A 23,787-nucleotide genomic window follows, 5' to 3' on the forward strand; every position below is an offset into this window, starting at 1 on the left:
ACGAGAGCGCGCGGAGGGCCGTGTTGACGGGTGACGCGCCGGAGGCCGGGACTGAGGAGGAGGTATCGCGGCTCGGGAGGGTGTCGTGGAGGCTGGCCGGCCCCGGGACCCGCGGGTCCGGGGGCCGGCTTTGTCACGACCTTTGTAAGCTACCGCTTAGTAAAATCCTCTTGTAGTGTTGCGTTCCATGGCACAGGCATCCATCGCGTCCATCGGGGACAGCGAGTTCGACCGCGACACCGCCGTTACCGCGCGTGCGGCGGGCGTCTACGAGACCCGGCTCGCGCCGGGCTGGACGATCATGAACGTCCTCAATGGCGGCTATCTGCTGGCGGTGATCGGGCGCGCCCTCGGTGACGCCCTCCCGCACTCCGACCCGTTCGCAGTCTCGGCGCACTACCTCACGCCGTCGACACCCGGTCCCGCCGTGATCCGTACGGAGGCGGTACGGTCCGGCCGTACGCTCTCCACCGGCCAGGCGTCCCTCTACCAGACCGCGGAGGACGGCACCGAGGTCGAGCGGATCAGGGTCGTCGCCTCGTACGGCGATCTGGACGCGCTGTCCGACGACGTACGGACGGCCGCGAAGCCGCCCGAGATGCCGCCGCTGGAACGCTGTATCAGCGCCGCCGACGGGCCCACGCCGCCCGGGGACTTCTCGATGATCGACCGGCTGGCCCTGCGGCTCGACCCCGCCACGGTGGGCTGGGCCGTCGGCGCGCCGTCCGGGCGGGGCGAGATGCGCGCCTGGTTCGCGTTCGAGGACGGCCGGGACGCCGATCCGCTGTCGCTGCTGCTGGCGGTCGACGCGCTGCCGCCGACCGCGTTCGAGCTGGGGCTCAAGGGGTGGACCCCGACGGTCGAGCTGACCGCGCATGTCCGCTGCCGGCCGGCGCCGGGGCCGCTGCGGGTCGCCCTTACGACCCGTAATCTCGCCGGGGGATTCCTGGAGGAGGACGCGGAGATCTGGGACAGCGCGGACCGGTTGGTGACCCAGTCGCGCCAACTCGCCCGCGTGCCGCGCGAGTAGCGCCGCGCGGGTGACGACCCGGCGGTGCGCTCAGGCGCCGGCTGGGCGCGGTGCTCTGTTCCTGAAGCGCCGGACGGGGCGGTGCTTTGTCCTCAGGCGTCGGCCGGGTGCTGTGTCTTGTCCTCAGGCGCCGGACGGGCGCTGTGCTTTGTCGTCAAGCGCCGGACGGGCTGATTCCGTCCGGCGCTCGGTGCGTGCGGGGTCGGCCAGGGCCTGGCCTGGACCGGACGCGTATGTGGCTCCCCTGACTCGTAGAATCGTGCCCACCATGGCTTACCTCGACCACGCCGCGACCACTCCGATGCTGCCGGAGGCGATCGAGGCGATGACCGCCCAGTTCGCCCTCGCCGGCAACGCCTCCTCGCTCCACGCCGCCGGGCGCCGGGCCCGCCGTACCGTCGAGGAGGCCCGCGAGACCCTCGCGGAAGCCCTCGGCGCACGGCCCAGCGAGGTGGTCTTCACCTCGGGCGGCACCGAGGCCGACAATCTCGCCGTCAAGGGCCTGTACTGGGCCCGCCGCGACACCGATCCGGCCAGGACCCGGGTGCTGGCCAGCCCGGTCGAGCACCACGCCGTTCTCGACGCGGTGGACTGGCTCGCCGAGCACGAGGGTGCGACCGTCGAATATCTGCCGGTCGACTCGTACGGGCGGGTCTCGCCCGAGACCCTGCGTGCGGCCATCGAGCGCAATCCCGCGGATGTGGCCCTCGCCACGGTCATGTGGGCCAACAACGAGATCGGCACCATCCTGCCGGTCCCCGAACTGGCCGGGGTCGCCGCGGAGTTCGGCATTCCGCTGCACTCCGACGCCGTCCAGGCCTTCGGCCAGACAGAGCTGGACTTCGGTGGATCCGGACTCGCCGCGATGACCGTCTCCGGCCACAAGATTGGTGGCCCGTACGGCATCGGCGCGCTGCTGCTGGGGCGTGAGTACACCCCCGTACCCGTTCTGCACGGCGGCGGGCAGGAGCGGCATGTGCGCTCGGGCACGCTCGACACGCCGGCGATCGCGGCCTTCGCCGTGGCCGGGCGGCTGGCCGCCGAGCGGCGCGAGCAGTTCGCCCGGGACATCGGCGCGCTGCGGGACGAACTGATCGCGGCCGTACGGGAAGCCGTCCCGGACGCGGTCCTCGGCGGCGACCCGGTCCACCGCCTCCCCGCCAACGCGCACTTCAGCTTCCCGGGTTGCGAGGGCGACTCACTGCTGCTGCTGCTCGACGCCCAGGGCATCGAGTGCTCGACCGGCTCGGCCTGTACGGCGGGTGTGGCGCAGCCCAGCCATGTCCTGCTGGCCACCGGCAGCGACCCGGATCTGGCAAGGGGCACCCTGCGCTTCTCGCTCGGCCACACCTCCACCCGGGCGGACGTGGAGGCGGTCGCGAAGGCCATCGGCCCGGCGGTCGACCGCGCCAGAAACGCGGGACTGACCTGAGCACTCGCTGAGTGCGTCGGGCCGCGCTCCTGTTGCCGGTCTCACCGGGCCCGGCTCAGGCCGCGCCCGGCTCCGCCGTACCCGCTTCCCGTACCAGCTCCATATAGCGGTCCCAGTCCCAGTACGGCCCCGGGTCCGTGTGGTCCGTGCCCGGGACCTCGACATGGCCGATGATGTGCTTCCGGTCCACCGGGATCCCGTACCGCTCGCATATCCCCGCGGTCAGCCGCGCCGAGGAGCGGTACATGGCGTCCGTGAAGGACGACTTCTCGTCCACAAAGCCCTCGTGCTCGATGCCTATGGACCGTTCGTTGTAGAGCCGGTTGCCCGCGTGATACGCCACATCCAGCTCGCGGATCATCTGCGCCACATGCCCGTCCTTGCGCACCACATAGTGCGAGGCGGCGCCGTGGGCCGGGTCACGGAAGACCTTGAGCGCCACCTGATAGCTGCCCTGGACGACATGGATGACCACGCGGTCCACCGCATAGTCGTCCGGCCGGTCCGCCCGCCGCCAGTTCGCCGGGGAGGCCGCGATCCACTGCGCCGGAGCGTAATCGAGCTCACCCTCCTTGCGCGGCTTGTTGATGCCGGGCACCCGCCACCACACCCGTGAGACCTGTTCCCGCGCCAGCACGCCGCCCCCGAGCAGCGCCGCGGCACCGCCGATCAGCACCGTCCTGCGGTTGATCTCCCCCGCGTCCGCAGCGCCGCGATGGCGTCCGCAGGCCTCCCCGCCGCCGGTCGTCCCCGGTGTGTAGTCGCCCATGTGATCGTCAACGCAAACCGGAGCGACTCCGGTTCCCGCCGGGCCGTACTCTGGTGAGGTTATGACTCACAATCCCGAGCGGAATGCTCAGCGTCCCCTCCGCGTGCTCGCCGCCATGTCGGGCGGCGTCGACTCCGCAGTCGCCGCCGCCCGCGCCGCCGACGCGGGCCACGATGTCACCGGGGTGCATCTGGCGCTCTCGGCGAACCCGCAGTCCTTCCGTACGGGCGCGCGCGGCTGCTGCACCATCGAGGACTCCCGCGACGCGCGCAGGGCGGCCGATGTGATCGGCATCCCGTTCTATGTCTGGGACCTCGCCGAGCGGTTCCGTGAGGATGTCGTCGAGGACTTCGTCGCGGAGTACGAGGCGGGCCGCACGCCCAATCCGTGCCTGCGCTGCAACGAGAAGATCAAGTTCGCCGCGCTGCTCGACAAGGCGCTCGCGCTCGGCTTCGACGCCGTGTGCACGGGCCACTACGCGACGGTCGTCACCGGTCCCGGCGGCGCCCGCGAGCTGCACCGGGCCAGCGACATGGCCAAGGACCAGTCGTATGTGCTGGGTGTCCTGGACGAGCGGCAGCTCGCGCACGCGATGTTCCCGCTCGGTGACACCCTCACCACCAAGGACGAGATCCGGGCGGAGGCCGAGCGGCGCGGTCTGGCCGTGGCCAAGAAGCCCGACAGCCATGACATCTGCTTCATCGCGGACGGCGACACCCAGGGCTTCCTCGCGAAGCGGCTGGGCCGGGCCGAGGGCGACATCGTGGACGAGTCCGGTACGAAGGTGGGCAGTCACGACGGCGCGTACGGCTTCACCATCGGCCAGCGCAAGGGCCTGCGCATCGGCCGCCCGGCCGCAGACGGCAAGCCCCGCTACGTCCTGGACATCTCGCCGGTCGACAACACCGTGACGGTCGGTCCCGCCGCCGCGCTGGACGTTGTGGCGCTGACGGCGATCAAGCCCCGCTGGTGCGGCACCGAGCCCACCGGACCCGGCGGCTACACCGCCCAGCTCCGCGCCCACGGCGGTGAGACGCCGGTGACGGCGGAGCTGACGCCGGACGGCACGCTGCTGGTGAGCTTCGAGGAGCCGGTACGGGGCGTGGCGCCGGGGCAGGCGATCGTGCTGTACGACGGCACGCGCGTGGTCGGCTCGGCGACGATCGCGACCACCCGACGGCGTAAGGCGGCTCTGGCCGGTTGACGGAACGGGCCGGCCTCTTTGAAGAAGGGCTCTTCAAGGCTCTTTGACGAGGCTTCTTTAAGAAGGCCGACCCGTTTACGGCGGGTCCTGTACTGCTGTGGGCGTCAGCGCCGCGTGGGTCAGCGGCCGGCCTGGAGCGCCGTCCAGGTGCCCGCCCCGACGATGCCGTCCGCGGTCAGGCCCCGGCTGCTCTGGTAGTCCCGTACCGCCTGGGCCGTGCCGGACCCGAACTGTCCGTCGATGGACACCGTCCGCCCCAGCGCGGCCGTCAGCGCCCGCTGGAGCCGCTGCACCGCCGCGCCCGAGCTGCCCTCCCGTACGACGGTCTGAGCGCCCGCCGAGAGCAGCGCCGTCCAGGTGCGGGAGCCGATCACCCCGTCGGCGGTCAGCCCCCGGGCGGACTGGAAGGCCGAGACCGCGCTCGTGGTCCTGGAGCCGAAGACGCCGTCAGCGGTGCCCGCGTCGTACCCCTGCTGGTTCAGCAGGGTCTGAGCCGCCGTCACCTGTGCGCCGGTGGAACCACTCCTGAGGGTGGAGTACGAGGCGAAGTCGAGCTGTACGCCCCCGCCGCCCGAACTGCCGCCCACGAGCTGCATGTAGTAGGTCCAGTTCCAGTTCGGCCCCGGATCGGTGTGGTCGTTGCCCGGCACCTCGGCGTGGCCGACGACGTGCGCCCGGTCCTTCGGTATGCCGTACCGCTCGCACAGATACTTCGTCAGCGCGGCCGAGGACCGGTACATCGCGTCGGTGAACCAGCTCGGGTCGGCTATGAACCCCTCGTGCTCGATCCCCAGGCTGGAGGAGTTGGCCGAGCGGGCGTGGTAGGCGGTGTCGCTGTCCCGGACCATCTGGGTGATCGCACCGTCCGAGGAGCGCACCACATAGTGGGCGCTGACCTTCGAGGACGGGTTCTGGAACCAGCTTATGGTCCCGGCGTACGAGCCCTGGGTGACATGGACGACCACCGTGCTGATCGACGCGGACCGGCCCGCGGAGTAGTTGGCCGCGTTGGCCGGGACCCATGCGGCGGGCGGATAGTCGGGGCTGAGCGCGGCGCGTCCCTCGCGCGTGCCCGCCGTCGCGTAGGAGCCGCGCTCGGGCGCGACGGCGCGCGGCCGTACGGTGACCCGCTCGCCGCCCGCGACCGGCGCGCTGATGCCCTCGGCGAGGAAGGTGTAGACGGTGTCGGCGTAGAGCCGGGCGGTGGCCGGGTCGGTGGCCCCGCCGTACCGCGCCACCACCGGATACCACGCGTTGACGCTCCGGCGCTCCGCCGCGTCCAGCCCCAGCCCGTCGGCGTACGAACGCAGAACGGCGGCGCCGCCGCGGATGTTCGCCGCGGTGTCCTCACGCAGCTCGGCACGCGGCTCGCCCGTCAGCTCGGCGGCCCGCTCCAGGGTGCGGCTGCTGGGATTGCTGACGAGGTGCATGACCCCGTAGCCGTTCGCCTGGCTGGGCTCGCCGTTGTGCCCGTCCAGATGGGTCTCGCCGTACCCGACCGCCACCAGCAGGTCCCGCGGTACGCCGAACTCCGACGCGGCCTGCCCGAAGGCCCGGCTCATGGTGTCGCGGCCCACGGTGTCGCCCTGGGCCGGGCCGACGGGAGCAGGCGTGGCGCCGGCGGGCTGGACCGTGGCGATGAGCACCGTGGTGATCAGGGCGCCGAGCGCGGACAGCGCCGTCCGTCTCCCTGGCGTCGATCGTCGGTACATGCTTCCTCCTGGTCGGTCTGTTCGACGGTCTCCGCGTGAGCGGAGGCGGGTCTACGCCCGTTGAACGACAGACCTATCGGTGAGTCATGCTCATGTCAACCCTGCCAAGTGCCGCTCCCTGAAACGGGGTTGAGCGATTCTCGCAGGGCGGAGCGAGGCGGCCCAGGCCGCGCGGCGATGCGTCCTACGCCGTGAAGAATTCCTCAAGCACCGGCGCCAGCACATGCGGCGCCACATCGTGGGTCTGGCCCGTCAGGGTGCGGTGGCGGCCCCGGGGGAGGGCCCGCGCCACCGACCGGGCCGCGTTCCGCAGCAGCACCGGGCTGCACCCGCCGTCCACGACCATGGCGCGCGTCCTGATGCCCTTCAACCGCTCGGCGGGGACCCCGCCGGGGCCCAGCACCGCGCTGTCGTACGCGAGTGTGTGCGCGAGGGCCGTCAGATCCGCCCACATCGGGGACCGCCGCATTCCGGCGACCGCCTCGGGCGGAACGCCCACCACCGACAGGAACAGTTCGACCGCGTCGTCGCGCAACTCACGGTCCAGCAGCTTGCCGAGGCGCTCCGCATAGGCCGTGTACGCCTCCAGATCCGCCGGATCGATGGCGTACGGCGGCTCATACAGCGCGAGTTGAGTGAGCGCCAGACCGGCGGCCGCCGCCTCCAGGACGAGCGCGGCGCCCGAGGAGATGCCGTACACCGAGGCGCTGCCGCCGGCCTCCGCGATCAGGGCCGCCAGATCCTCGATCTCCCGCTCCACCGCGTACGGACCGGTGTCACCGCTGCCGCCGCGCCCGCGCCGGTCGTAGACGAGCACCTCGAAGGCCGGCGCGAGCAGCTTCGCCAGCGGTCCTTGCGACTCCGCCGTGCTGAGCGCGCCACCGACCAGAATCACCGGCGGTCCCTCGCCCGTGCGGCGATAGGCGACAGGGGTGCCGTCCCCCGATATGGCAGTAGACATCATGTCCATGGTGGGGGAGACCGGCGGGCGCCGCACAACTCATCGCTCAACCGGGGAGATTTTTTTCGGCCCGTCTTTCCGCAGGCCAGGGCTTTTTCTCAGGCCGCGACGACTTCGGTTTCGTAGAAGCAGAAGTGGTCCTTGATCGGGGCTACTTCGTCCTTGGGCGTGGGGTAGGCCCACACCAGATCCTCGGCGCCCGGCAGCGACCAGTAGGCCGCGTCGCCCTTGAACGGGCAGTGCGTGGTGGTCTCGGACGGTGTCAGCAGATCCGTACGCACATCCTCCGGCGGGAGGTAGTAGCGGACGGGGCTGCCGGTCTCCCGCAGCACCAGCGGACGGCGGCTCTCGGCGAGCACCTGTCCGTCCCGTACGACACGGACATGCTCGGTGCCCTGCTCGACGGTGATGGTGTGTCCCGTGGCCATGGTGATCGGTCCCTTCGGTGTTCCCGGTCATGCGTTTCCGGCGCGTGCCACTCTCTTCGGCCTCGTGCCACTTCCTTCAGCAACGGACCGGCGCACAGTCTTCCCGGCAGGACAGGCTTCCAGGCTTCTCGGCAGGGTCGGACCGGCCCCTATCGTTGCCCCATGAATATCTGTGTCTTCCTCTCCGCCGCCGATCTCGACGAGCGCTACACCCGGCCGGCCCGTGAATTCGCCGAACTCATCGGCAAGGGCGGCCACACCCTGGTGTGGGGCGGCTCCGACAGCGGGCTGATGAAGGTCGTCGCCGACGGCGTGCAGGAGACCGGCGGCCGGCTGGTCGGGGTCTCGGTGGACTTCCTCGGCGAGTTCGCGCGCCCCGGCGCCGACGAGATGGTGATCGCCAAGGATCTCGCCGAGCGGAAGGCGCTGCTCCTGGCCAAGTCCGACGCGGTCGTGATCATGGTCGGTGGTACGGGCACGCTGGACGAGGCCACGGAGATCATGGAGCTGAAGAAGCACGGCCTGCACACCAAGCCCGTGGTGCTGCTCAACACGGCGGGCTTCTACGACGGTCTGAAGCAGCAGTTCCGGCGGATGGACGAGGAGGGCTTCCTGCCCGTTCCGCTTGCCGACCTGGTCTTCTTCGCGGAGGACGGAGTCGGCGCGCTCGCGCATCTGGAGGAGAGTTTGGGCGTGCGCTGACAGGAGACCGTGGGCGTGCGCCGAACCGGCCGGGGAGCGGGCGCGAGCGTGCGCCGACCGGGCCCGCTCTCTTCCCGGTACGGGACCGGGTCCCCCGTGATGCGACCATGACCGCATGGCAACCCATCTCATCACCGGTGCGGGCTCGGGCATCGGCGCCGCCGTCGCGCGCCGGCTGCACGAGCGCGGCGACGACCTGCTGCTTCTCGCCCGCGACGCCGGCCGCGCCAAGGAACTCGGCGCCGACTTCCCCGGCGCCCGTACGCTCGTCGGCGACCTCGCCGCGCCCGACCGGCTCTCCTGGGCGCTCGCCCAGCAGACGCTGCCCGACCGGCTCGACTCGCTGCTGCACATCGCGGGCATCGTCGACCTCGGCACGATCGCGGAGCTGACCCCCAAGGTCTGGCAGAGCCAGCTCCAGGTGAATCTGGTCGCCCCGGCCGAGCTGACCCGGCTGCTGCTGCCCCAGTTGCGGATCTCCCGGGGCCAGGTGATCTTCGTCAACTCCGGGGCCGGGCTCAACGCCCACGCCGAGTGGGGCGCGTACGCCGCCTCCAAGCACGGCCTCAAGGCGCTCGCCGACGCGCTGCGCCACGAGGAGAAGCCGAACGGGGTCCGGGTGACCTCGGTCTATCCGGGCCGTACGGCGAGCCCCATGCAGGCCAGGGTGCACCAGCAGGAGGGCAAGGAGTACGACCCGTCGCTCTGGATGGACCCTGCGTCGGTGGCCACGACGATCATCACCGCGCTCGACCTGCCGCGCGACGCCCAGATCGACAATCTGACCGTACGGCCGGGCCGATGAGCGGTACGGAGCAGGCGCACGGTCTCCGCTGGGGGCCCGCCACCGGCGTCGGCTCGATGCCCGGCGGCGACGCCAGGGAGGCCGCCAAAGCCGTCACCGGGACCTTCGAGGACTTCCCGTACCTGCCCGAACTGCCCGCCCGGGGCCCGGGTGCCGACATGATCGGCCGTACGGCGGGACTCCTCGTCGAGGTCTACGCGCGGGTGGAGCCCAGCGGCTGGCGCATCGGCGACCGGCCGGGGCGCGACACCAGGCGCGCCAGGTCCTGGCTGGGCGAGGACCTCGACGCGCTGGAGGAGTTCACCCAGGGGTACGAGGGCCCGCTCAAGATCCAGGCCGTCGGGCCCTGGACGCTCGCCGCCGCCCTGGAACTGCGCAACGGCGAGGCGGCGCTCGGCGACCCCGGGGCCTGCCGGGATCTGACCGGATCGCTGGTGGAGGGGCTGACCGGGCATCTCGCGGAGGTACGGCGCCGGGTGCCGGGGGCAGTACCGGTGCTCCAGCTCGACGAGCCGTCCCTCACCGCCGTACTGCGCGGCCAGGTCAGGACGGCCAGCGGCTACCGCACATACCGGGCCGTGGACCGGCAGATCGTGGAGGGCGCGCTGCGCGAGGTGACCGCGGTGAGCGGGGGCACCGCGGTCGTGCACTCCTGCGCGCCCGACGTGCCGTTCGCGCTACTGCGGCGGGCGGGCGCCGCCGGTGTCTCCTTCGACTTCGGGCTGCTCACCGAGCGTGACGAGGAGCAGATCGGGGAGGCGGTGGAGGGCGGTACGAAGCTGTTCGCGGGGATCGTCCCGGGCACGGAGGGCCCATTGTCAGACCCGCCAGGTAGCGTCATGGGTGTCAGAACGCTGTGGCGCAGGCTGGGGCTGAATCCGGGGACTCTCGCGGAGTCCGTGGTGCTCACCCCGTCGTGCGGGCTCGCGGGCGCTTCACCCGCGTACGCGCACGCTGCGCAGGCGCACTGTGTCAGGGCCGCGAGATCCCTCGCGGACAACCCTGAGTGACGATCCCGGGTGACGGGTCATGGGTGAACGGGAGGACGAGACGGTGGCTGGCGAAGAGCGGACCGCAGTACCGGCGCAAGCGCGATCGGCCGTGCCCGCGGAGGCACGGGATCGGCATGCCCAACTCGCCGAGCAGATCGAGGAACACCGCTTCCGGTATTACGTGAACGACCAGCCGGTCATCAGCGACGGGGAGTTCGACCGGCTCCTGCGGTCGCTGGAGGAGCTGGAGGAGACGTATCCGGAGCTGCGTACGCCCGACTCGCCGACCCAGAAGGTCGCGGGGGCGTACGAGACGGAGTTCACCGCGGTCGAGCACCGCGAGCGGATGCTCTCCCTCGACAACGCCTTCGACGACGAGGAACTGGCCGCGTGGGCCGACCGGATCGCCAAGGACGTGGGCACCCCCGACTACCACTTCCTGTGCGAGCTGAAGGTCGACGGCCTCGCGGTCAACCTCACGTACGAGCACGGCCGGCTGACCCGCGCCGCCACCCGCGGCGACGGGCGCACGGGCGAGGACATCACCCCCAACGTCCGTACGATCGCCGAGATCCCGCACCGCCTCGCGGGCGAGCGCGTGCCCGCCCTCGTCGAGATCCGCGGCGAGGTCTACTTCCCGATGGAGGCCTTCCAGGAGCTGAACGCACGGCTCGTGGAGGCCGGGGACAAGCCGTTCGCCAACCCGCGCAACGCGGCGGCGGGTTCGCTGCGCCAGAAGGATCCCAAGATCACCGCGACCCGCCCGCTGCACATGGTGGTCCACGGCATCGGGGCGCGCGAGGGCTTCGACATCGACTGCCTCTCGCACGCGTACGGCCTGCTGCGCGAATGGGGCCTGCCCACCGCCCGGCACAACAAGGTGGTCGGAGGACTCGACGGCGTCCGGGAGTTCATCGCGTACTACGGGGAGAACCGCCACTCCGTGGAGCACGAGATCGACGGAGTGGTCGTCAAGCTCGACGAGATCCCGCTCCAGGGCCGGCTCGGCTCGACCTCGCGCGCCCCGCGCTGGGCGATCGCCTGGAAGTACGCGCCGGAGGAGGTCAACACCAAGCTGGTCAATATCCGGGTGGGCGTGGGCCGTACGGGCCGCGTCACCCCGTACGCGCAGGTGGAGCCGGTCACGGTCGCCGGTTCCGAGGTCGAGTTCGCCACCCTGCACAACCAGGACGTGGTGAAGGCCAAGGGCGTGTGGATCGGCGACACCGTCGTGCTGCGCAAGGCCGGGGACGTGATCCCGGAGATCCTCGGCCCGGTCATCGATCTGCGCCCCGACGACGCGTACGAATTCGTGATGCCCAAGAAGTGCCCGGAGTGCGGCACGGAGCTGCGGGCCATGAAGGAGGGCGACGTCGATCTGCGCTGCCCCAACGCGCGTAGCTGCCCCGCCCAGTTGCGTGAGCGGCTGTTCTATCTCGCCGGCCGCAAGTGCCTGGACATCGAGAACTTCGGCTATGTGGCCGCCGCCGCCCTGACGAAGCCGCTGGAGCCGGAGACCCCGCCCCTGCTGGACGAGGGCGATCTGTTCGACCTGACCGTCGATCAGCTTCTGCCCATCAAGGCGTATGTCCTCGACCAGGACAGCGGACTGCCCAAGCGCGATCCGGAGACCGGCGAGGAGAAGATCGCCACGGTCTTCGCCAACCAGGAGGGCGCGCCGAAGAAGAACGCGCTGGCGATGCTGGCGAATATCGCCGCGGCCAAGGAGCGCCCGCTGGCCCGGATCATCGCCGGGCTCTCCATCCGGCATGTGGGGCCTGTCGCGGCCGTGGCGCTCGCCAGGGAGTTCCGTTCGATCGACCGGATCGAGCAGGCCACGGAGGAGGAGCTGGCGGCCGTCGAGGGCGTAGGACCGACCATCGCGGCCTCCCTCACCCAGTGGTTCCAGGTCGACTGGCACCGCGAGATCCTGCGCAAGTGGCGTGCCGCCGGGGTCCGGATGGAAGAGGAGGGCACCGGCGAGGACGAGGGGCCGAGGCCGCTGGAGGGTCTGACGGTGGTGGTCACCGGCACCCTGGAGCGGTACACGAGGGATGGCGCGAAAGAGGCGCTTCAGAACCTCGGTGCGAAGGTAACGGGGGCTGTTTCGAAGAAGACCGGCTTTGTCGTGGTCGGAGAAAATCCCGGTTCGAAGTACGACAAAGCGATGCAGCTCAAGGTGCCCGTGCTGGACGAGGAGGGCTTCACCATCCTGCTCGGACAGGGACCCGACGCGGCCAGAGAAGTCGCGCTGACCGCCGAGGAGGAGACCCCCGAGGGGACATCCGGGGAGACGGCCCAGGAAGCGGCCGGGGAAAGCCCCGGAGAGTAGGGTGCGCCGCGCCGGATCAGGGCCCCAAAGCTCACCCGTTCGGCGCATATCAGATGGATACGGATGGGCGGGTCGCATTCGGGCAAGAGCTGTAGAGCGCTGCCCGTTGAGGCCTTCCGCGGCCTACTGTTGGGATGTGCGCCTGTCGTGCACGGCTGCGTGGTGCGGTTTCAGCCGTGATGGCATGACAACGTGCCATCGCGTGGCATCGGCTCCGCCGGCTGTGAGAGGGACGGGAATGAAACCGACCGAGAGCGCCGCCCCGGTCTCACCCCCGCGCGGTTTCGCGGGAATCAGGGGTATCGCGACCAGGACACCCGCTCTGGTGGTGGGACTCGCCGTGGTCCTGCTGGCCACCGGTCTGATCCGTACGGTGCGTGCGGGTCACGCGCTCTTCCCCGGCGGCTCGACCGGCTGGGCCATGGCCGTACTGACCGGCATCATCGTCGGGCACCTCGTGGCGCTCGGCCGCGACCGGTGGTGGGGCGGCACGGGCTCGGGCGCGGCCCTGACCCTGGCCGTCCTGCTGCTGTACGGCTGGGTGCCCGCCGTCCTCGTCAGCCTGTCCGTGGTGGTGCTGGTCGGTATGGCGCGCAGACACCGCTGGCGCCAAGGAGTCCTGCACGGCGCGGCGGACATGCTGGGCATCGGGGCCGCCGCGCTCGTGCTGAAGCTGTTCGATGTGCTGCCCACCGTCGAGAAGCCCTGGAATCCCCTCGATTGGGGTATCGAGGCCGTCCCGGAAATCGTGCTGGCCGCCGGAGTCCATCTGCTGGTCACCCGCGTGCTGTTGTGGTACGCGGTGGCTCCGCAGGGCGGCGGGCTGCCGACCGTGGCGCGTACGGCGCTCTTCCGCCAGGGGCTGGTCGCGGTCGCGCTGCTCGGGATCGCCCCGCTGATCTGTGTGGTCGCGATGACCCTGCCGGTGCTGCTGCCGCTCTTCTCCATCCCGCTGATCGCCCTCGACTCCACGCTGTGGATCGCCCGGGCGCGGGCCGAGGAGCAGCTCCGCGACCCGCTGACCGGACTGCCCAACCGGCAGTGGCTGCTGGAGCGCACCTGGTCGGCGCTGGAGGACGCGGAAGGGCTCGGCGCCAGGTCGGCACTGGTCCTGATCGACCTCGACCGGTTCCGTTCCGTCAATGACACCCTCGGGCACCTCGCGGGGGACCGGCTGCTGCTCCAGATAGCCGACCGGCTCCGGCTGGCGCTGCCGCGCGGGGCGGAGGCCGCGCGGCTCGGCGGAGACGAGTTCGCGGTGCTGCTGCCGACCTGCGACTCCACCACCAGCGCCCAGCGCGTCGCCCGCCATCTCGTGGCCGAGCTGTCGTCGCCGCTGGACCTCGACGGCCTCACCCTGGTCCTGGAGGCCAGCGCCGGAGTCGCCGTCTACCCCGAGCACGCGCTCGACGCCGAGGGCCTGCTGCGCCGCGCGGATGTCGCGATGTACCAGGCGAAGCGGGACCGTACCGGCGTCGAGGTGTACGAATCCAAGCGGGACTCCAACACCCCCGACCGGCTCGGTCTGCTCGGAGATCTGAGACGCGCCCTGGACGCGGGCGAGGTGGAGCTGCACTACCAGCCCAAGGTCCGCTTCGACGGGCAGGTCGCCGGCCTGGAGGCCCTGGTGCGCTGGGTGCATCCGGAGCGCGGCCGGGTCCCTCCCGACGAGTTCATCGCGATCGCCGAGTCCTCCGGCCTGATGCCGCACCTCACCGAGTACGTCCTGGAGACGGCCCTCGCCCAGGTCGCCCGCTGGCGCTCCCAGGGGTTGATGGTGCCGGTCGCCGTCAATGTCTCGCCGCGTGATGTGCACACCCCCGGTTTCGCCGGCGCGGTCGCGGCGCGGCTGGCCCGGCACGGTGTACCGGCGGGCTCACTCCAGTTGGAGATAACGGAGCACGTCCTGCTGGAGGACCCGCAGCGCGCGGCCGACACCCTGGCGGGGCTGACCGGGCACGGCGTGAAGATGTCCCTGGACGACTTCGGTACGGGGTACTCCTCGCTGGTGCATCTGCGGCGGCTGCCGGTGAGCGAGCTGAAGATCGACCGCTCGTTCGTGGCCCGGCTGGCCGTCGACACCGAGGACGCGGAGATCGTCCGCTGCACCGTCGACCTGGCGCACTCCCTGGGCCTCCTGGTCGTCGCGGAGGGCGTCGAGGACGACGAGACCTGGGAGCGGCTGCGGGATCTGGGCTGTGACGCGGTCCAGGGCTGGCTGGTGGCCGCCGCGATGCCGCCGCCCGAGGCGACGGCCTGGCTGCTGGCCCGGGGCAAGCGCGGCTGGCAGCGCCCGGCGGAGCTGGAGGCGGCCCGCCGCGAACAGTCGGGCCAGGTCGTCCAGTAGCCGGGCCGGAGCGGTGCCCGGCCGCTTCCGGCGGCGGGCGGAGCGTAACCGTTTCGTGGGGAGGGGGCCCGGCCCCATAGGATTGGGCCAAAGCCCATCACACTCACCCCTGAGGATCGCTGCATGCCTGGCATTACGCGCGAGGAGGTCGCCCACCTCGCCCGGCTGGCGCGTCTGGAGCTGAAGGCCGAAGAGCTGGACCACTTCGCCGGACAGCTCGACGACATCATCGGCGCGGTCGCCCGCGTGTCCGAGGTCGCCGGCCAAGACGTACCGCCGACCTCACACCCGCTGCCGCTGACCAATGTCATGCGCGCCGACGAGGTCCGTCCTTCGCTCACCCCCGAGCAGGCGCTCTCCGGTGCCCCTGCCCAGGAGCAGCAGCGTTTCAAGGTGCCGCAGATCCTGGGGGAGGACTAAACCGACATGACGGCCATGACCAAGCACGAGAGCTGTATCCGCCTCACCGCCGCCGAGATCGCCGCGAAGATCGCCTCCGGCGAACTCACCGCCGTCGAGGTCACCGAGGCCCATCTCGCCCGTATCGAAGCGGTCGACGAGAAGGTCCACGCCTTCCTGCATGTCGACCGCGAGGGCGCGCTGGCCCAGGCCCGCGCCGTGGACGCGAAGCGCGCGGCGGGCGAGAAGCTGGGGCCGCTGGCCGGTGTGCCGCTCGCCCTCAAGGACATCTTCACCACCGAGGGCGTCCCGACGACCGTCGGCTCCAAGATCCTCGAAGGCTGGATCCCGCCCTACGACGCGACCGTCACCAAGCGGCTCAAGGCCGCGGACGTCGTCATCCTCGGCAAGACCAACATGGACGAGTTCGCCATGGGGTCCTCCACCGAGAACAGCGCGTACGGCCCGACCGGCAACCCCTGGGACCTGACCCGCGTCCCCGGCGGCTCCGGCGGCGGCTCGTCCGCCTCCCTCGCCTCGTACCAGGCGCCCCTCGCGATCGGCACCGACACCGGCGGCTCGATCCGCCAGCCCGCAGCCGTCACCGGCACGGTCGGCGTCAAGCCCACCTACGGCGGCGTCTCCCGCTACGGCATGGTCGCGTTCTCGTCCTCGCTCGACCAGGGCGGGCCCTGCGCCCGTACGGTCCTGGACGCGGCGCTGCTGCACGAGGTGATCGCCGGCCACGACCCGCTCGACTCGACCTCCATCGACGCCCCGGTCCCGCCGGTCGTCGAGGCCGCGCGGAGCGGCTCGGTGGCCGGGATGCGGATCGGGATCGTCAAGCAGTTCCGCGGCGAGGGCTACCAGCCCGGGGTCGTCCAGCGCTTCGACGAGTCGGTCGAGCTGCTCAAGGGCCTCGGCGCCGAGGTGGTCGAGCTGGACTGCCCGTCCTTCGACCTGGCGCTCGCCGCGTACTACCTGATCGCGCCCTCCGAGTGCTCCTCGAACCTCGCCCGCTTCGACGCCATGCGCTACGGCCTGCGGGTCGGCGACGACGGTACGAGGTCCGCCGAGGACGTCACGGCCCTGACCCGCGAGGCGGGCTTCGGGGACGAGGTCAAGCGCCGCGTCATGCTCGGTACGTACGCGCTCAGCTCCGGCTACTACGACGCGTACTACGGCTCGGCGCAGAAGGTCCGCACCCTCATCAGCCGCGACTTCGAGAAGGCCTTCGAGCAGGTCGAGGTGATCGTCTCCCCGACCACCCCGACCACGGCCTTCCCGATCGGCGAGCGCGCCGACGACCCGATGGCGATGTATCTCGCGGACCTGTGCACCATCCCGGCGAACCTGGCCGGCAACGCCGCGATGTCACTGCCCTGCGGCCTCGCGCCGGAGGACGGCCTGCCGGTCGGTCTCCAGATCATCGCCCCCGCCATGAAGGACGACCGCCTCTACAAGGTCGGTGCCGCCGTCGAGGCGGCCTTCGTGGAAAGGTGGGGACACCCGCTGCTGGAGGAGGCACCGTCACTATGACCAGTGCAATGAGCAAGGCCAAGGGGTTCAAGAAGTCCAAGGCCGGCACGTATCTGTCGATCGGGACGACCGTGTTCGGCGCGATCGGCGTCGCCAAGCAGGTCAGGACGGCCCGCCAGGACAACGACACGCTCCGGCTGGTCGACGCGGTCATCTCCGCCGCCGCCATCGCCACGAGCCTCGCCCTGCTCGTACGTGAGCTGAAGCGCTTGGGCGACGACGACGTCCTGCTGGGCTGAGAGGGAATGTTTCACTGTGACCGTCATTGAACTCGTGCCGTACGAGGACGCCCTCGCGGCGTACGACCCCGTCATGGGCCTGGAGGTCCATGTCGAACTCGGCACGAAGACCAAGATGTTCTGCGGCTGTTCGACCGGCCTGGGGGCCGCGCCCAACTCGCAGACCTGCCCGACCTGCCTCGGCATGCCCGGATCCCTGCCGGTCGTCAACGCCATCGGCGTCGAGTCGGCGATCAAGATCGGTCTCGCGCTCAACTGCGAGATCGCCGAGTGGTGCCGCTTCGCCCGGAAGAACTACTTCTATCCGGACATGCCGAAGAACTTCCAGACCTCCCAGTACGACGAGCCGATCGCCTACAACGGCTATCTGGACGTCCAGTTGGAGGACGGCGAGATCTTCCGGGTGCAGATCGAACGTGCCCATATGGAGGAGGACACCGGGAAGTCGACGCATGTCGGCGGTGCCACCGGCCGTATCCACGGCGCCTCGCACTCGCTGCTCGACTACAACCGCGCCGGTATCCCGCTCATCGAGATCGTCACCAAGCCCATCGAGGGCGCGGGCGAGCGGGCCCCCGAGGTCGCCAAGGCGTATGTCGCCGAGCTGCGCGAGCTGATCAAGGCGCTGGGCGTCTCCGAGGCCCGGATGGAGATGGGCCAGATGCGGTGCGATGTGAACCTCTCGCTGCGCCCGCACGGCCAGGAGAAGTTCGGTACGCGCTCCGAGACGAAGAACGTCAACTCGCTGCGCAGCGTCGAGCGCGCCGCGCGCTTCGAGATCCAGCGCCATGCCGCGGTGCTCGGCTCGGGCGGCACGATCATCCAGGAGACCCGCCACTTCCACGAGGAGGACGGCTCCACCACCGCGGGCCGGGTGAAGGAGGAGGCCGAGGACTACCGGTACTTCCCGGAGCCCGACCTCGTACCGGTGGCGCCCCCCCGGGAGTGGGTCGAGGAGCTGCGCGCCGGGCTGCCCGAGCTGCCGCGCGTACGCCGCAACCGGCTGCGCGAGGAGTGGGGGATCTCCGAGCACGACATGCAGTCGATCCTCAACGCGGGCGCGATCGAGCCGATCGTCGCCACGATCGGCGCGGGCGCCCCGGCGGACCAGGCCCGCAAGTGGTGGATGGGCGAACTGGCCCGGCACGCCAATGAGACGGGCCGCGCGCTGGACGAGCTGCCCATCACCTCCGAGCAGGTCGCCCGGGTCGCCGCGCTCGTCGCGTCCGGCGATCTCAACGACAAGCTGGCCCGCCAGGTGATCGAGGGCGTGCTCGCGGGCGAGGGCGACCCGGACACCGTCGTCGAGAAGCGCGGTCTCAAGGTCGTCTCCGACGACAGCGCGCTGGGCGCGGCCGTGGACGAGGCGATCGCGGGCAACGCGGCCGTCGCCGACAAGATCCGGGCGGGCAAGGTCGCCGCCGCGGGCGCGCTGGTCGGCGCGGTAATGAAGGCCACCCGCGGCCAGGCCGACGCGGCGCGGGTGCGCGAGCTGATCCTTGAACGGCTGGCCCCGGCGGAGTAGGTCCTGTCCGTCGAACTTCGCGGCGTACGGTCCTGAGGACGCCTGCCCCGCAATGCCGGGGGCGCGTGTCGTGAGGCGTATGCCGAAGGGGCGGCGCACCGTTGACGGTGCGCCGCCTCCGTCCGTCCCCCGGAACCCGGAGCGCCAGTCTGAACAGCGCCAGTGTGCACAGCGCCGGCCTGAACGCCGTCGTCGCCGAGGCCGTCTCCGTCGGTCTGCTGCTCGCCGTGCTGGCGTTCGCCGTTCTCCGGCCGCGCGGTCTGCCCGAGGCACTCGCCGCCGTGCCCGCGGCGCTGCTGCTCGTCGCCCTCGGCGCGGTCTCGCCCCAGGACGCCTGGGAGCAGACGCACACCCTGCTGCCCGTGGTGGTGTTTCTCGCTGCGGTACTGGTACTGGCTCAGCTCTGCGACGAGGAAGGGCTGTTCACCGCGGCGGGCGAGCTGGTGGCGCGGGTCTGCGGCAGCCGGCCGCGGCGGCTGCTGGGCGGTGTCTTCGCCGTCGCCGCCGTCACCACCGCCGTACTGAGCCTGGACGCCACGGTCGTCCTGCTCACCCCGGTGGTCTTCGCGACTGCCGCCCGCGTGGGCGCGCGCCCGCTGCCGCATGTCTACGCCTGCACGCATCTCGCGAACTCGGCGTCGCTGCTGCTGCCGGTCTCGAACCTCACGAATCTGCTGGCCTTCACCGCCAGCGGGCTCACCTTCACCCGGTTCGCGGCGCTGATGGCGCTGCCCTGGCTGGCCGCGATCGCGGTCGAGTACGCCGTCTTCCGCCGCTTCTTCGCCGCCGACCTGGCTGCCGACCCGGCCGCGGAGGCGCCCGGCCCGCGGGGCCCGGGGCCGGGCGAGGGGCGCGGGGTACCGGTGTTCACGCTGGTGGTGCTGGGGCTGACGCTGGCCGGATTCGCGGTGACCTCGCTGGCCGGGGCCGAACCGCTGTGGGCCGCGCTCGCCGGCGCGGCCGTCCTCGCGGTACGGGCACTGGGTCAGCGGCGTACGACGGTCAAAGGGCTGGTACGGGCCGCCTCACCGCTGTTCTGTCTCTTCGTCCTGGCACTCGGCGTGATCGTCAAGGCGGTCGTCGACAACGGGCTCGACACCGGTATCGGCAAGCTGCTGCCGGACGGCTCGTCGCTGCCCTCGCTGCTGGCGATCGCGGCGGTCGCCGCCGTACTGGCCAATCTGATCAACAACCTCCCGGCGATCCTGGCGCTGCTGCCGGTCGTCGCGCCCGCGGGGCCGGGGCCGGTGCTCGCCGCGCTGATCGGCGTCAACATCGGGCCCAATCTGACGTACGTCGGCTCGCTGGCCACCCTGCTGTGGCGGCGCGTGCTGCACGAGCACGACACCGAGCCGGGGCTGTGGCACTTCACCCGGCTCGGGCTGCTGACCGTGCCTGCCGCGCTGGCCGCGTCGACCGTGGCACTGTGGGGCACGCTGCGAGTGATCGGAGGCTGACCCCGTGTCGGACGAGCCCGTGCCGGAGGCTGACCCTGTGACCGTACCGATGCCGGACCCGCCGGAGGCCGGACCGCCGGGGCACGATCCGTCGGAGACCGGCGCCTCGGAAAGTGATCCGCCGGCGAGCGGTCCACCGGAGGCCGGGCGGCCGCGGACCGCTCTCGTCTGGATCACCGAGTCCACCTGGCCGGCCTGTGTGGACGCGGCCCGCGAACGCGCCCCCGACGATGCCGTGGTGCTGCTCCATGTCAGCGACGACGAGGTCGCCGCCGCCGCGCACCACGCCTACGAAGGGCTCCTCGGCCGGGGCCACCGCCCGGAGCGCGACCCCGGCGCCCGCCTCGAAGCCCTGTCGGGGACGGCCGCCGCCGATCTGCTGGAGGCCGCCGCGCACCGGCTCGGGCGGCCCTGCGAACTCCTCGACCACCACGGGCGCGTGGAGCACGAGGTGGTACGGGCGGCGGCCGGCGCGGATCTGCTGATCTGCGCACGGGACGGTGAGCGCGGACACCCGGGACCGCACAGCATCGGGCGCGCCACCCGCTTCGTGGTCGACCACGCGGAGTGCCCGGTGCTGCTGGTGTGGCCGTAGAGCAGCGACTCGGCCGGTGCAGCAGGCTCAGGAAGCCGTCGTGCTCGGGGCGTCGTAGTCGATCGACTCGGTCAGCTCGCGCCACTTGGCGTCGGATTCGGTACGGGCCCGGTCGGACTCGGTCACGTAGTTGTACGCGTCACTGCCCAGCAGCAGATGCACCGGCGGCTCGGCCATCTCCGGCAGGCCGAGGATGACCCGCGCGGCCTTCGCCGGGTCGCCGGCCTGCTGCCCGTCCATACCGCGCACCATCTCCGCCATCGCGCCGACGGTCCCCCGGTACGGCTCGCTGATCTCCGGGATCGTCATCGACGACCCGGCCCAGTCGGTGCGCAGACCGCCCGGCTCGATGACGGTGACCCGTACCCCCAGTGGGGCCAGTTCGCGCGACAGCACCTCGGAGAAGCCGGCCACCGCCCACTTGGCGCTCTGGTAGGCGGCCAGTCCGGGGGTGCTCATCCGGCCCCCGCTCGACGAGATCTGCACGATATGCCCGGACCCCTGCTCGCGCAGGATCGGTACGGCCGCCTTGGTGACGTGGTAGACGCCGTAGAAGTTGGTGTCGATCTGGGCGCGGAAATCGGCGTCGGTGACGTCCTCGACGGCGGCGATATCGCCGTACCCCGCGTTGTTGACGACGACATCCAGCCGCCCGAAGGTCTCGGCCGCGCCCCTGACCGCGTCGCGCGCCGCCTCCGCGTCGGTGACATCGAGCGCTACCGCGCGTACCTGATCGCCGTAGGTACGGACGAGATCGTCGAGCTGGGCTGGCTTGCGCGCCGTCGCCACGACGCGGTGCCCGGCGGCGAGCGCGGCCTCGGCGATGGCGCGGCCCAGCCCGCGCGAACTGCCGGTGATGAACCAGACCTGTGACATGGGGGGCCTCCCGAAAAAGTAACTGACTAGGTGGTTACTTTCATCGTACGCCCACCACGCGCGTTACGGGCCGGCCGCCCGGGCCCCCGGTGATCTCGCCGTACGGGCCCCCGGGGACGTTCACCTCGTAGTCGTCCCGGGGACTCTCCGCTGCCATGCGCTCTCATTACCGTCCGGTCGCATGTCAGCGGAAATATCGCGGAGAAGAATGCTCACCCTCGGTACAGGCGCCCTCGGCGCGGCGGCGGCCGGGTCCGTCCTGCCGCCCTCCCTGCAGACCGCTCTCGCGGCGGAGCCCGCGCCCGGCGGGCTGCGGGCGGTCAAGCACGTGGTCATCCTGATGCAGGAGAACCGCTCGTTCGACCACTACTTCGGCACCCTGCGCGGAGTCCGCGGCTTCGGGGACCGCAACGCGGTGGAGCTGCCCTCCGGGAAGCCCGTGTTCGAGCAGCCGGGCCCGCTGACCACCGTCCTGCCGTTCCCGGTACGGGACGCCGCCGAGGCGCAGCGCAAGGACCTCCAGTACATCGGCGCCCTCGACCACTCCTGGGACGGCGGGTACAAGGCCTGGAACAAGGGCTGGATGGACGGCTGGGTCTCCGCCAAGACCGCCGCCACCATGGCCTATTACGACCGGCGCGACATCCCGCTGCACTACGAACTCGCGGACACCTTCACGGTCTGCGACGCGTACCACTCGTCCGTCCACACCTCGACCAGCCCCAACCGCAACCACCTCTGGAGCGGCTGGACCGGCTACGAGGCCGACGGGCGCCGGGCCGTGGACAACGACGCGTACGAGGAGGACACCCACCCCGGCTACCCGTGGCCGACGTACGCCGAGCGGCTGGAGCGGGCGGGCCGCACCTGGCAGACGTACACGGAGTGGGAGAACTTCACCGACAACAACATCGAGTTCTTCACCACCTTCAAGGACATCGCCCGCAAGGCGCTCGCCAAGGCCCGCGAACTGCCCGGCCGGCCCGGGGCGGCCGGCTTCACCTTCATGGAGGCGTTCTACGCCGCCGTACGCGACACCGACGACGCCGCCGAGCGCGCGAGGCTGCTCGACGCGCTGGAGGAGGGCGTCGCCACGCTGACCGAGCACGAGCGGTCGCTGTTCGAGCGCGGGCTGCGCCGGGTCGAGAGCGGCACGCTGGCCGACCGGTTCCGTGCCGATGTGGCCGCCGGGACGCTGCCCGAGGTGTCGTATCTGGTGCCCTCCGCGATCGACTCCGAGCACCCCGGCTCCTCGTCGCCGATCGCCAGCGCCACCCTGATCTACAAGGTGCTCGACGCGCTCGGCGCCCATCCCGAGGTCTGGCGGCATACCGTCGTACTGATCAACTACGACGAGAACGACGGCTTCTTCGACCACGTACCGCCGCCCGTGCCGCCCGCCGAGGGGCCCACCGGCTCCGCCGAGCGCTGGCAGGGACGGCCGACCGGGCTCGGGGTGCGGGTGCCGCTGCTGGTCGTTTCGCCCTGGACCGTGGGCGGCTATGTCTGCTCGCAGGTCTTCGACCACACCTCGGTCATCCGCTTCCTGGAGAAGTGGACGGGCGTGGACGAGCCCAACATCACCGCGTGGCGGCGCAATGTCACCGGCGATCTGACCTCCGCGTTCGACTTCCAGCGCGGCCGTACCCAGCCCGAGGTCGAACAGCCGGGCGCCGTCCCGCCGTTCACCGGCCGCTGGGTGCCCGTACCGCCGGCCCACCAGACCATGCCCGTACAGGAGCCGGGCGCGCGCCCCGCCAGGCCGCTGCCGTACCAGACCGACGCGTACGGTCATCTCGACGCGGACGGGCGGGCGTTCACGGTCGCGCTCAGCAACACGGGGCGCGCCAGTGCGCACTTCGCGCTCTATCCGTACGCCGGTGAGTTCGAGATACCGCAGCACCGCGATGTAAGGGGCACGGCGCAATGGAGGGTGCCCCTTACCGGAGTGAAGGGGGACGGGTACCGCTTCACGATCACCGGGCCCAACGGCTTCCGCCGTGAGTTCGCGGGCCCGGTGACCGGCCATGGCGCGGAGGTCGCCTCGTCCGTCGACCACCACGACCGCGATCTCCATCTCACCCTGCGCAACAACGGCGACCTGCCGGTCACCTTCACGGTGCGGCCCCTGGGGTACGTCGACGAGGCCGATCTGCACGGCTGGACCCGGCGGATCACGGTCAAGCCGGGGCGCAGCCGCAATGTGGTGCACTCGGCGGCCGACGCGCACGGCTGGTACGACGTCGAGGTCACCGCGGAACCGTCGGCGCACGGCGCCGGCACGGGGGACACCCCGGCGCGCTTCCGCCGTCGGCTCATGGGCCACATCGAGAACGGGCGTCCCAGCGTCTCCGGGTGAGCGGTGTTCCGGGGCGAGCGGTGTTCCGGGGTGAGCGGCGGCTTTGTACGGTTCGTGCGGTGAGGAACCGTACGGAGAAGGAGT

20 protein-coding genes are annotated in these 23,787 nt (G+C 71.3%); 15 read left to right on the forward strand and 5 right to left on the reverse strand.

Annotation, left to right across the window (positions count from 1 at the left end; all coding sequences use genetic code 11):
• Nucleotides 1–187: 187 nt before the first annotated feature.
• Nucleotides 188–1,030: a thioesterase family protein gene (locus tag ACFU9P_RS15310; protein WP_384080617.1), complete on the forward strand. Its 843-nt coding sequence runs from the start codon at nucleotides 188–190 to the stop codon at nucleotides 1,028–1,030.
• A gap of 268 nt (nucleotides 1,031–1,298) precedes the next feature.
• Nucleotides 1,299–2,462 carry a cysteine desulfurase family protein gene (locus ACFU9P_RS15315; RefSeq protein ID WP_384080620.1) on the forward strand — a complete coding sequence of 388 codons (1,164 nt, stop codon included), beginning with the start codon at nucleotides 1,299–1,301 and terminating at the stop codon, nucleotides 2,460–2,462.
• Nucleotides 2,463–2,517: 55 nt separating this feature from the next.
• Here ACFU9P_RS15315 and ACFU9P_RS15320 read toward each other — a convergent pair whose 3' ends face one another.
• Nucleotides 2,518–3,231, reverse strand: coding sequence for an N-acetylmuramoyl-L-alanine amidase (locus tag ACFU9P_RS15320; RefSeq protein ID WP_376371577.1), 714 nt, complete (start codon nucleotides 3,229–3,231; stop codon nucleotides 2,518–2,520).
• Between the two features lie 61 nt (nucleotides 3,232–3,292).
• On the opposite strand from ACFU9P_RS15320, the gene mnmA reads away from it, so the two are divergent.
• Nucleotides 3,293–4,435: a tRNA 2-thiouridine(34) synthase MnmA gene (gene mnmA / locus ACFU9P_RS15325; protein WP_376371575.1), complete on the forward strand. Its 1,143-nt coding sequence runs from the start codon at nucleotides 3,293–3,295 to the stop codon at nucleotides 4,433–4,435.
• Between the two features lie 119 nt (nucleotides 4,436–4,554).
• Here mnmA and ACFU9P_RS15330 read toward each other — a convergent pair whose 3' ends face one another.
• From ACFU9P_RS15330 to ACFU9P_RS15340, 3 genes are all read right to left on the reverse strand, one after another.
• Nucleotides 4,555–6,147: a peptidoglycan-binding protein gene (locus ACFU9P_RS15330; protein ID WP_384080625.1), complete on the reverse strand. Its 1,593-nt coding sequence runs from the start codon at nucleotides 6,145–6,147 to the stop codon at nucleotides 4,555–4,557.
• Nucleotides 6,148–6,331: 184 nt separating this feature from the next.
• Nucleotides 6,332–7,108, reverse strand: coding sequence for an alpha/beta fold hydrolase (locus tag ACFU9P_RS15335; RefSeq protein ID WP_384080628.1), 777 nt, complete (start codon nucleotides 7,106–7,108; stop codon nucleotides 6,332–6,334).
• Between the two features lie 98 nt (nucleotides 7,109–7,206).
• On the reverse strand, nucleotides 7,207–7,542 hold the full coding sequence (locus ACFU9P_RS15340) for a DUF427 domain-containing protein (RefSeq protein WP_376372038.1): 336 nt from the start codon (nucleotides 7,540–7,542) through the stop codon (nucleotides 7,207–7,209).
• A gap of 156 nt (nucleotides 7,543–7,698) precedes the next feature.
• Between ACFU9P_RS15340 and ACFU9P_RS15345 the strand changes: the two genes are divergently transcribed.
• The 11 genes from ACFU9P_RS15345 (at nucleotide 7,699) to ACFU9P_RS15395 (ending at nucleotide 20,468) form a co-directional block, all read left to right on the forward strand.
• A complete protein-coding gene (locus ACFU9P_RS15345) occupies nucleotides 7,699–8,238 on the forward strand; it encodes a TIGR00730 family Rossman fold protein (RefSeq protein WP_384080631.1) in 540 nt (179 codons plus the stop codon).
• 115 nt (nucleotides 8,239–8,353) lie between these two features.
• Nucleotides 8,354–9,043: an SDR family oxidoreductase gene (locus tag ACFU9P_RS15350; protein WP_384080634.1), complete on the forward strand. Its 690-nt coding sequence runs from the start codon at nucleotides 8,354–8,356 to the stop codon at nucleotides 9,041–9,043.
• Nucleotides 9,040–10,053, forward strand: coding sequence for a methionine synthase (locus ACFU9P_RS15355; RefSeq protein WP_384080636.1), 1,014 nt, complete (start codon nucleotides 9,040–9,042; stop codon nucleotides 10,051–10,053). Before ACFU9P_RS15350 ends, ACFU9P_RS15355 begins: the two co-directional genes overlap by 4 nt.
• Nucleotides 10,054–10,072: 19 nt before the next feature.
• Nucleotides 10,073–12,367, forward strand: a complete 2,295-nt coding sequence (gene ligA, locus ACFU9P_RS15360) for an NAD-dependent DNA ligase LigA (RefSeq protein WP_384080638.1) — start codon at nucleotides 10,073–10,075, stop codon at nucleotides 12,365–12,367.
• Between the two features lie 238 nt (nucleotides 12,368–12,605).
• Nucleotides 12,606–14,714, forward strand: a complete 2,109-nt coding sequence (locus tag ACFU9P_RS15365) for a putative bifunctional diguanylate cyclase/phosphodiesterase (RefSeq protein WP_376371557.1) — start codon at nucleotides 12,606–12,608, stop codon at nucleotides 14,712–14,714.
• A gap of 123 nt (nucleotides 14,715–14,837) precedes the next feature.
• Entirely contained in the window at nucleotides 14,838–15,134 is a 297-nt protein-coding gene (gene gatC / locus ACFU9P_RS15370; RefSeq protein WP_046505185.1) for an Asp-tRNA(Asn)/Glu-tRNA(Gln) amidotransferase subunit GatC, read from the forward strand.
• A gap of 15 nt (nucleotides 15,135–15,149) precedes the next feature.
• Nucleotides 15,150–16,652: an Asp-tRNA(Asn)/Glu-tRNA(Gln) amidotransferase subunit GatA gene (gene gatA, locus ACFU9P_RS15375; RefSeq protein ID WP_376372036.1), complete on the forward strand. Its 1,503-nt coding sequence runs from the start codon at nucleotides 15,150–15,152 to the stop codon at nucleotides 16,650–16,652.
• Complete coding sequence (locus ACFU9P_RS15380) at nucleotides 16,649–16,891, forward strand: hypothetical protein (RefSeq protein ID WP_217306484.1); 243 nt, start codon at nucleotides 16,649–16,651, stop codon at nucleotides 16,889–16,891. Before gatA ends, ACFU9P_RS15380 begins: the two co-directional genes overlap by 4 nt.
• 16 nt (nucleotides 16,892–16,907) lie before the next feature.
• Nucleotides 16,908–18,416, forward strand: a complete 1,509-nt coding sequence (gene gatB, locus ACFU9P_RS15385) for an Asp-tRNA(Asn)/Glu-tRNA(Gln) amidotransferase subunit GatB (protein WP_384080642.1) — start codon at nucleotides 16,908–16,910, stop codon at nucleotides 18,414–18,416.
• A gap of 164 nt (nucleotides 18,417–18,580) precedes the next feature.
• Nucleotides 18,581–19,873: an SLC13 family permease gene (locus ACFU9P_RS15390; RefSeq protein ID WP_384080645.1), complete on the forward strand. Its 1,293-nt coding sequence runs from the start codon at nucleotides 18,581–18,583 to the stop codon at nucleotides 19,871–19,873.
• 37 nt (nucleotides 19,874–19,910) lie between these two features.
• The gene (locus ACFU9P_RS15395; RefSeq protein WP_376371551.1) at nucleotides 19,911–20,468 is read left to right on the forward strand and encodes a universal stress protein; all 558 of its coding nucleotides are present in this window, start codon (nucleotides 19,911–19,913) and stop codon (nucleotides 20,466–20,468) included.
• A 27-nt stretch (nucleotides 20,469–20,495) separates the two neighbouring features.
• On the opposite strand, the gene ACFU9P_RS15400 is transcribed toward ACFU9P_RS15395, so the two are convergent.
• The gene (locus tag ACFU9P_RS15400) at nucleotides 20,496–21,344 is read right to left on the reverse strand and encodes an oxidoreductase (protein WP_384080650.1); all 849 of its coding nucleotides are present in this window, start codon (nucleotides 21,342–21,344) and stop codon (nucleotides 20,496–20,498) included.
• A 181-nt stretch (nucleotides 21,345–21,525) separates the two neighbouring features.
• Here ACFU9P_RS15400 and ACFU9P_RS15405 point away from each other — a divergent pair, with 181 nt between their 5' ends.
• Complete coding sequence (locus ACFU9P_RS15405) at nucleotides 21,526–23,703, forward strand: phosphocholine-specific phospholipase C (protein ID WP_384080653.1); 2,178 nt, start codon at nucleotides 21,526–21,528, stop codon at nucleotides 23,701–23,703.
• Nucleotides 23,704–23,787: the final 84 nt, after the last annotated feature.

The organism is Streptomyces sp. NPDC057617 (genome assembly GCF_042800555.1).
Lineage (GTDB): Bacteria > Actinomycetota > Actinomycetes > Streptomycetales > Streptomycetaceae > Streptomyces.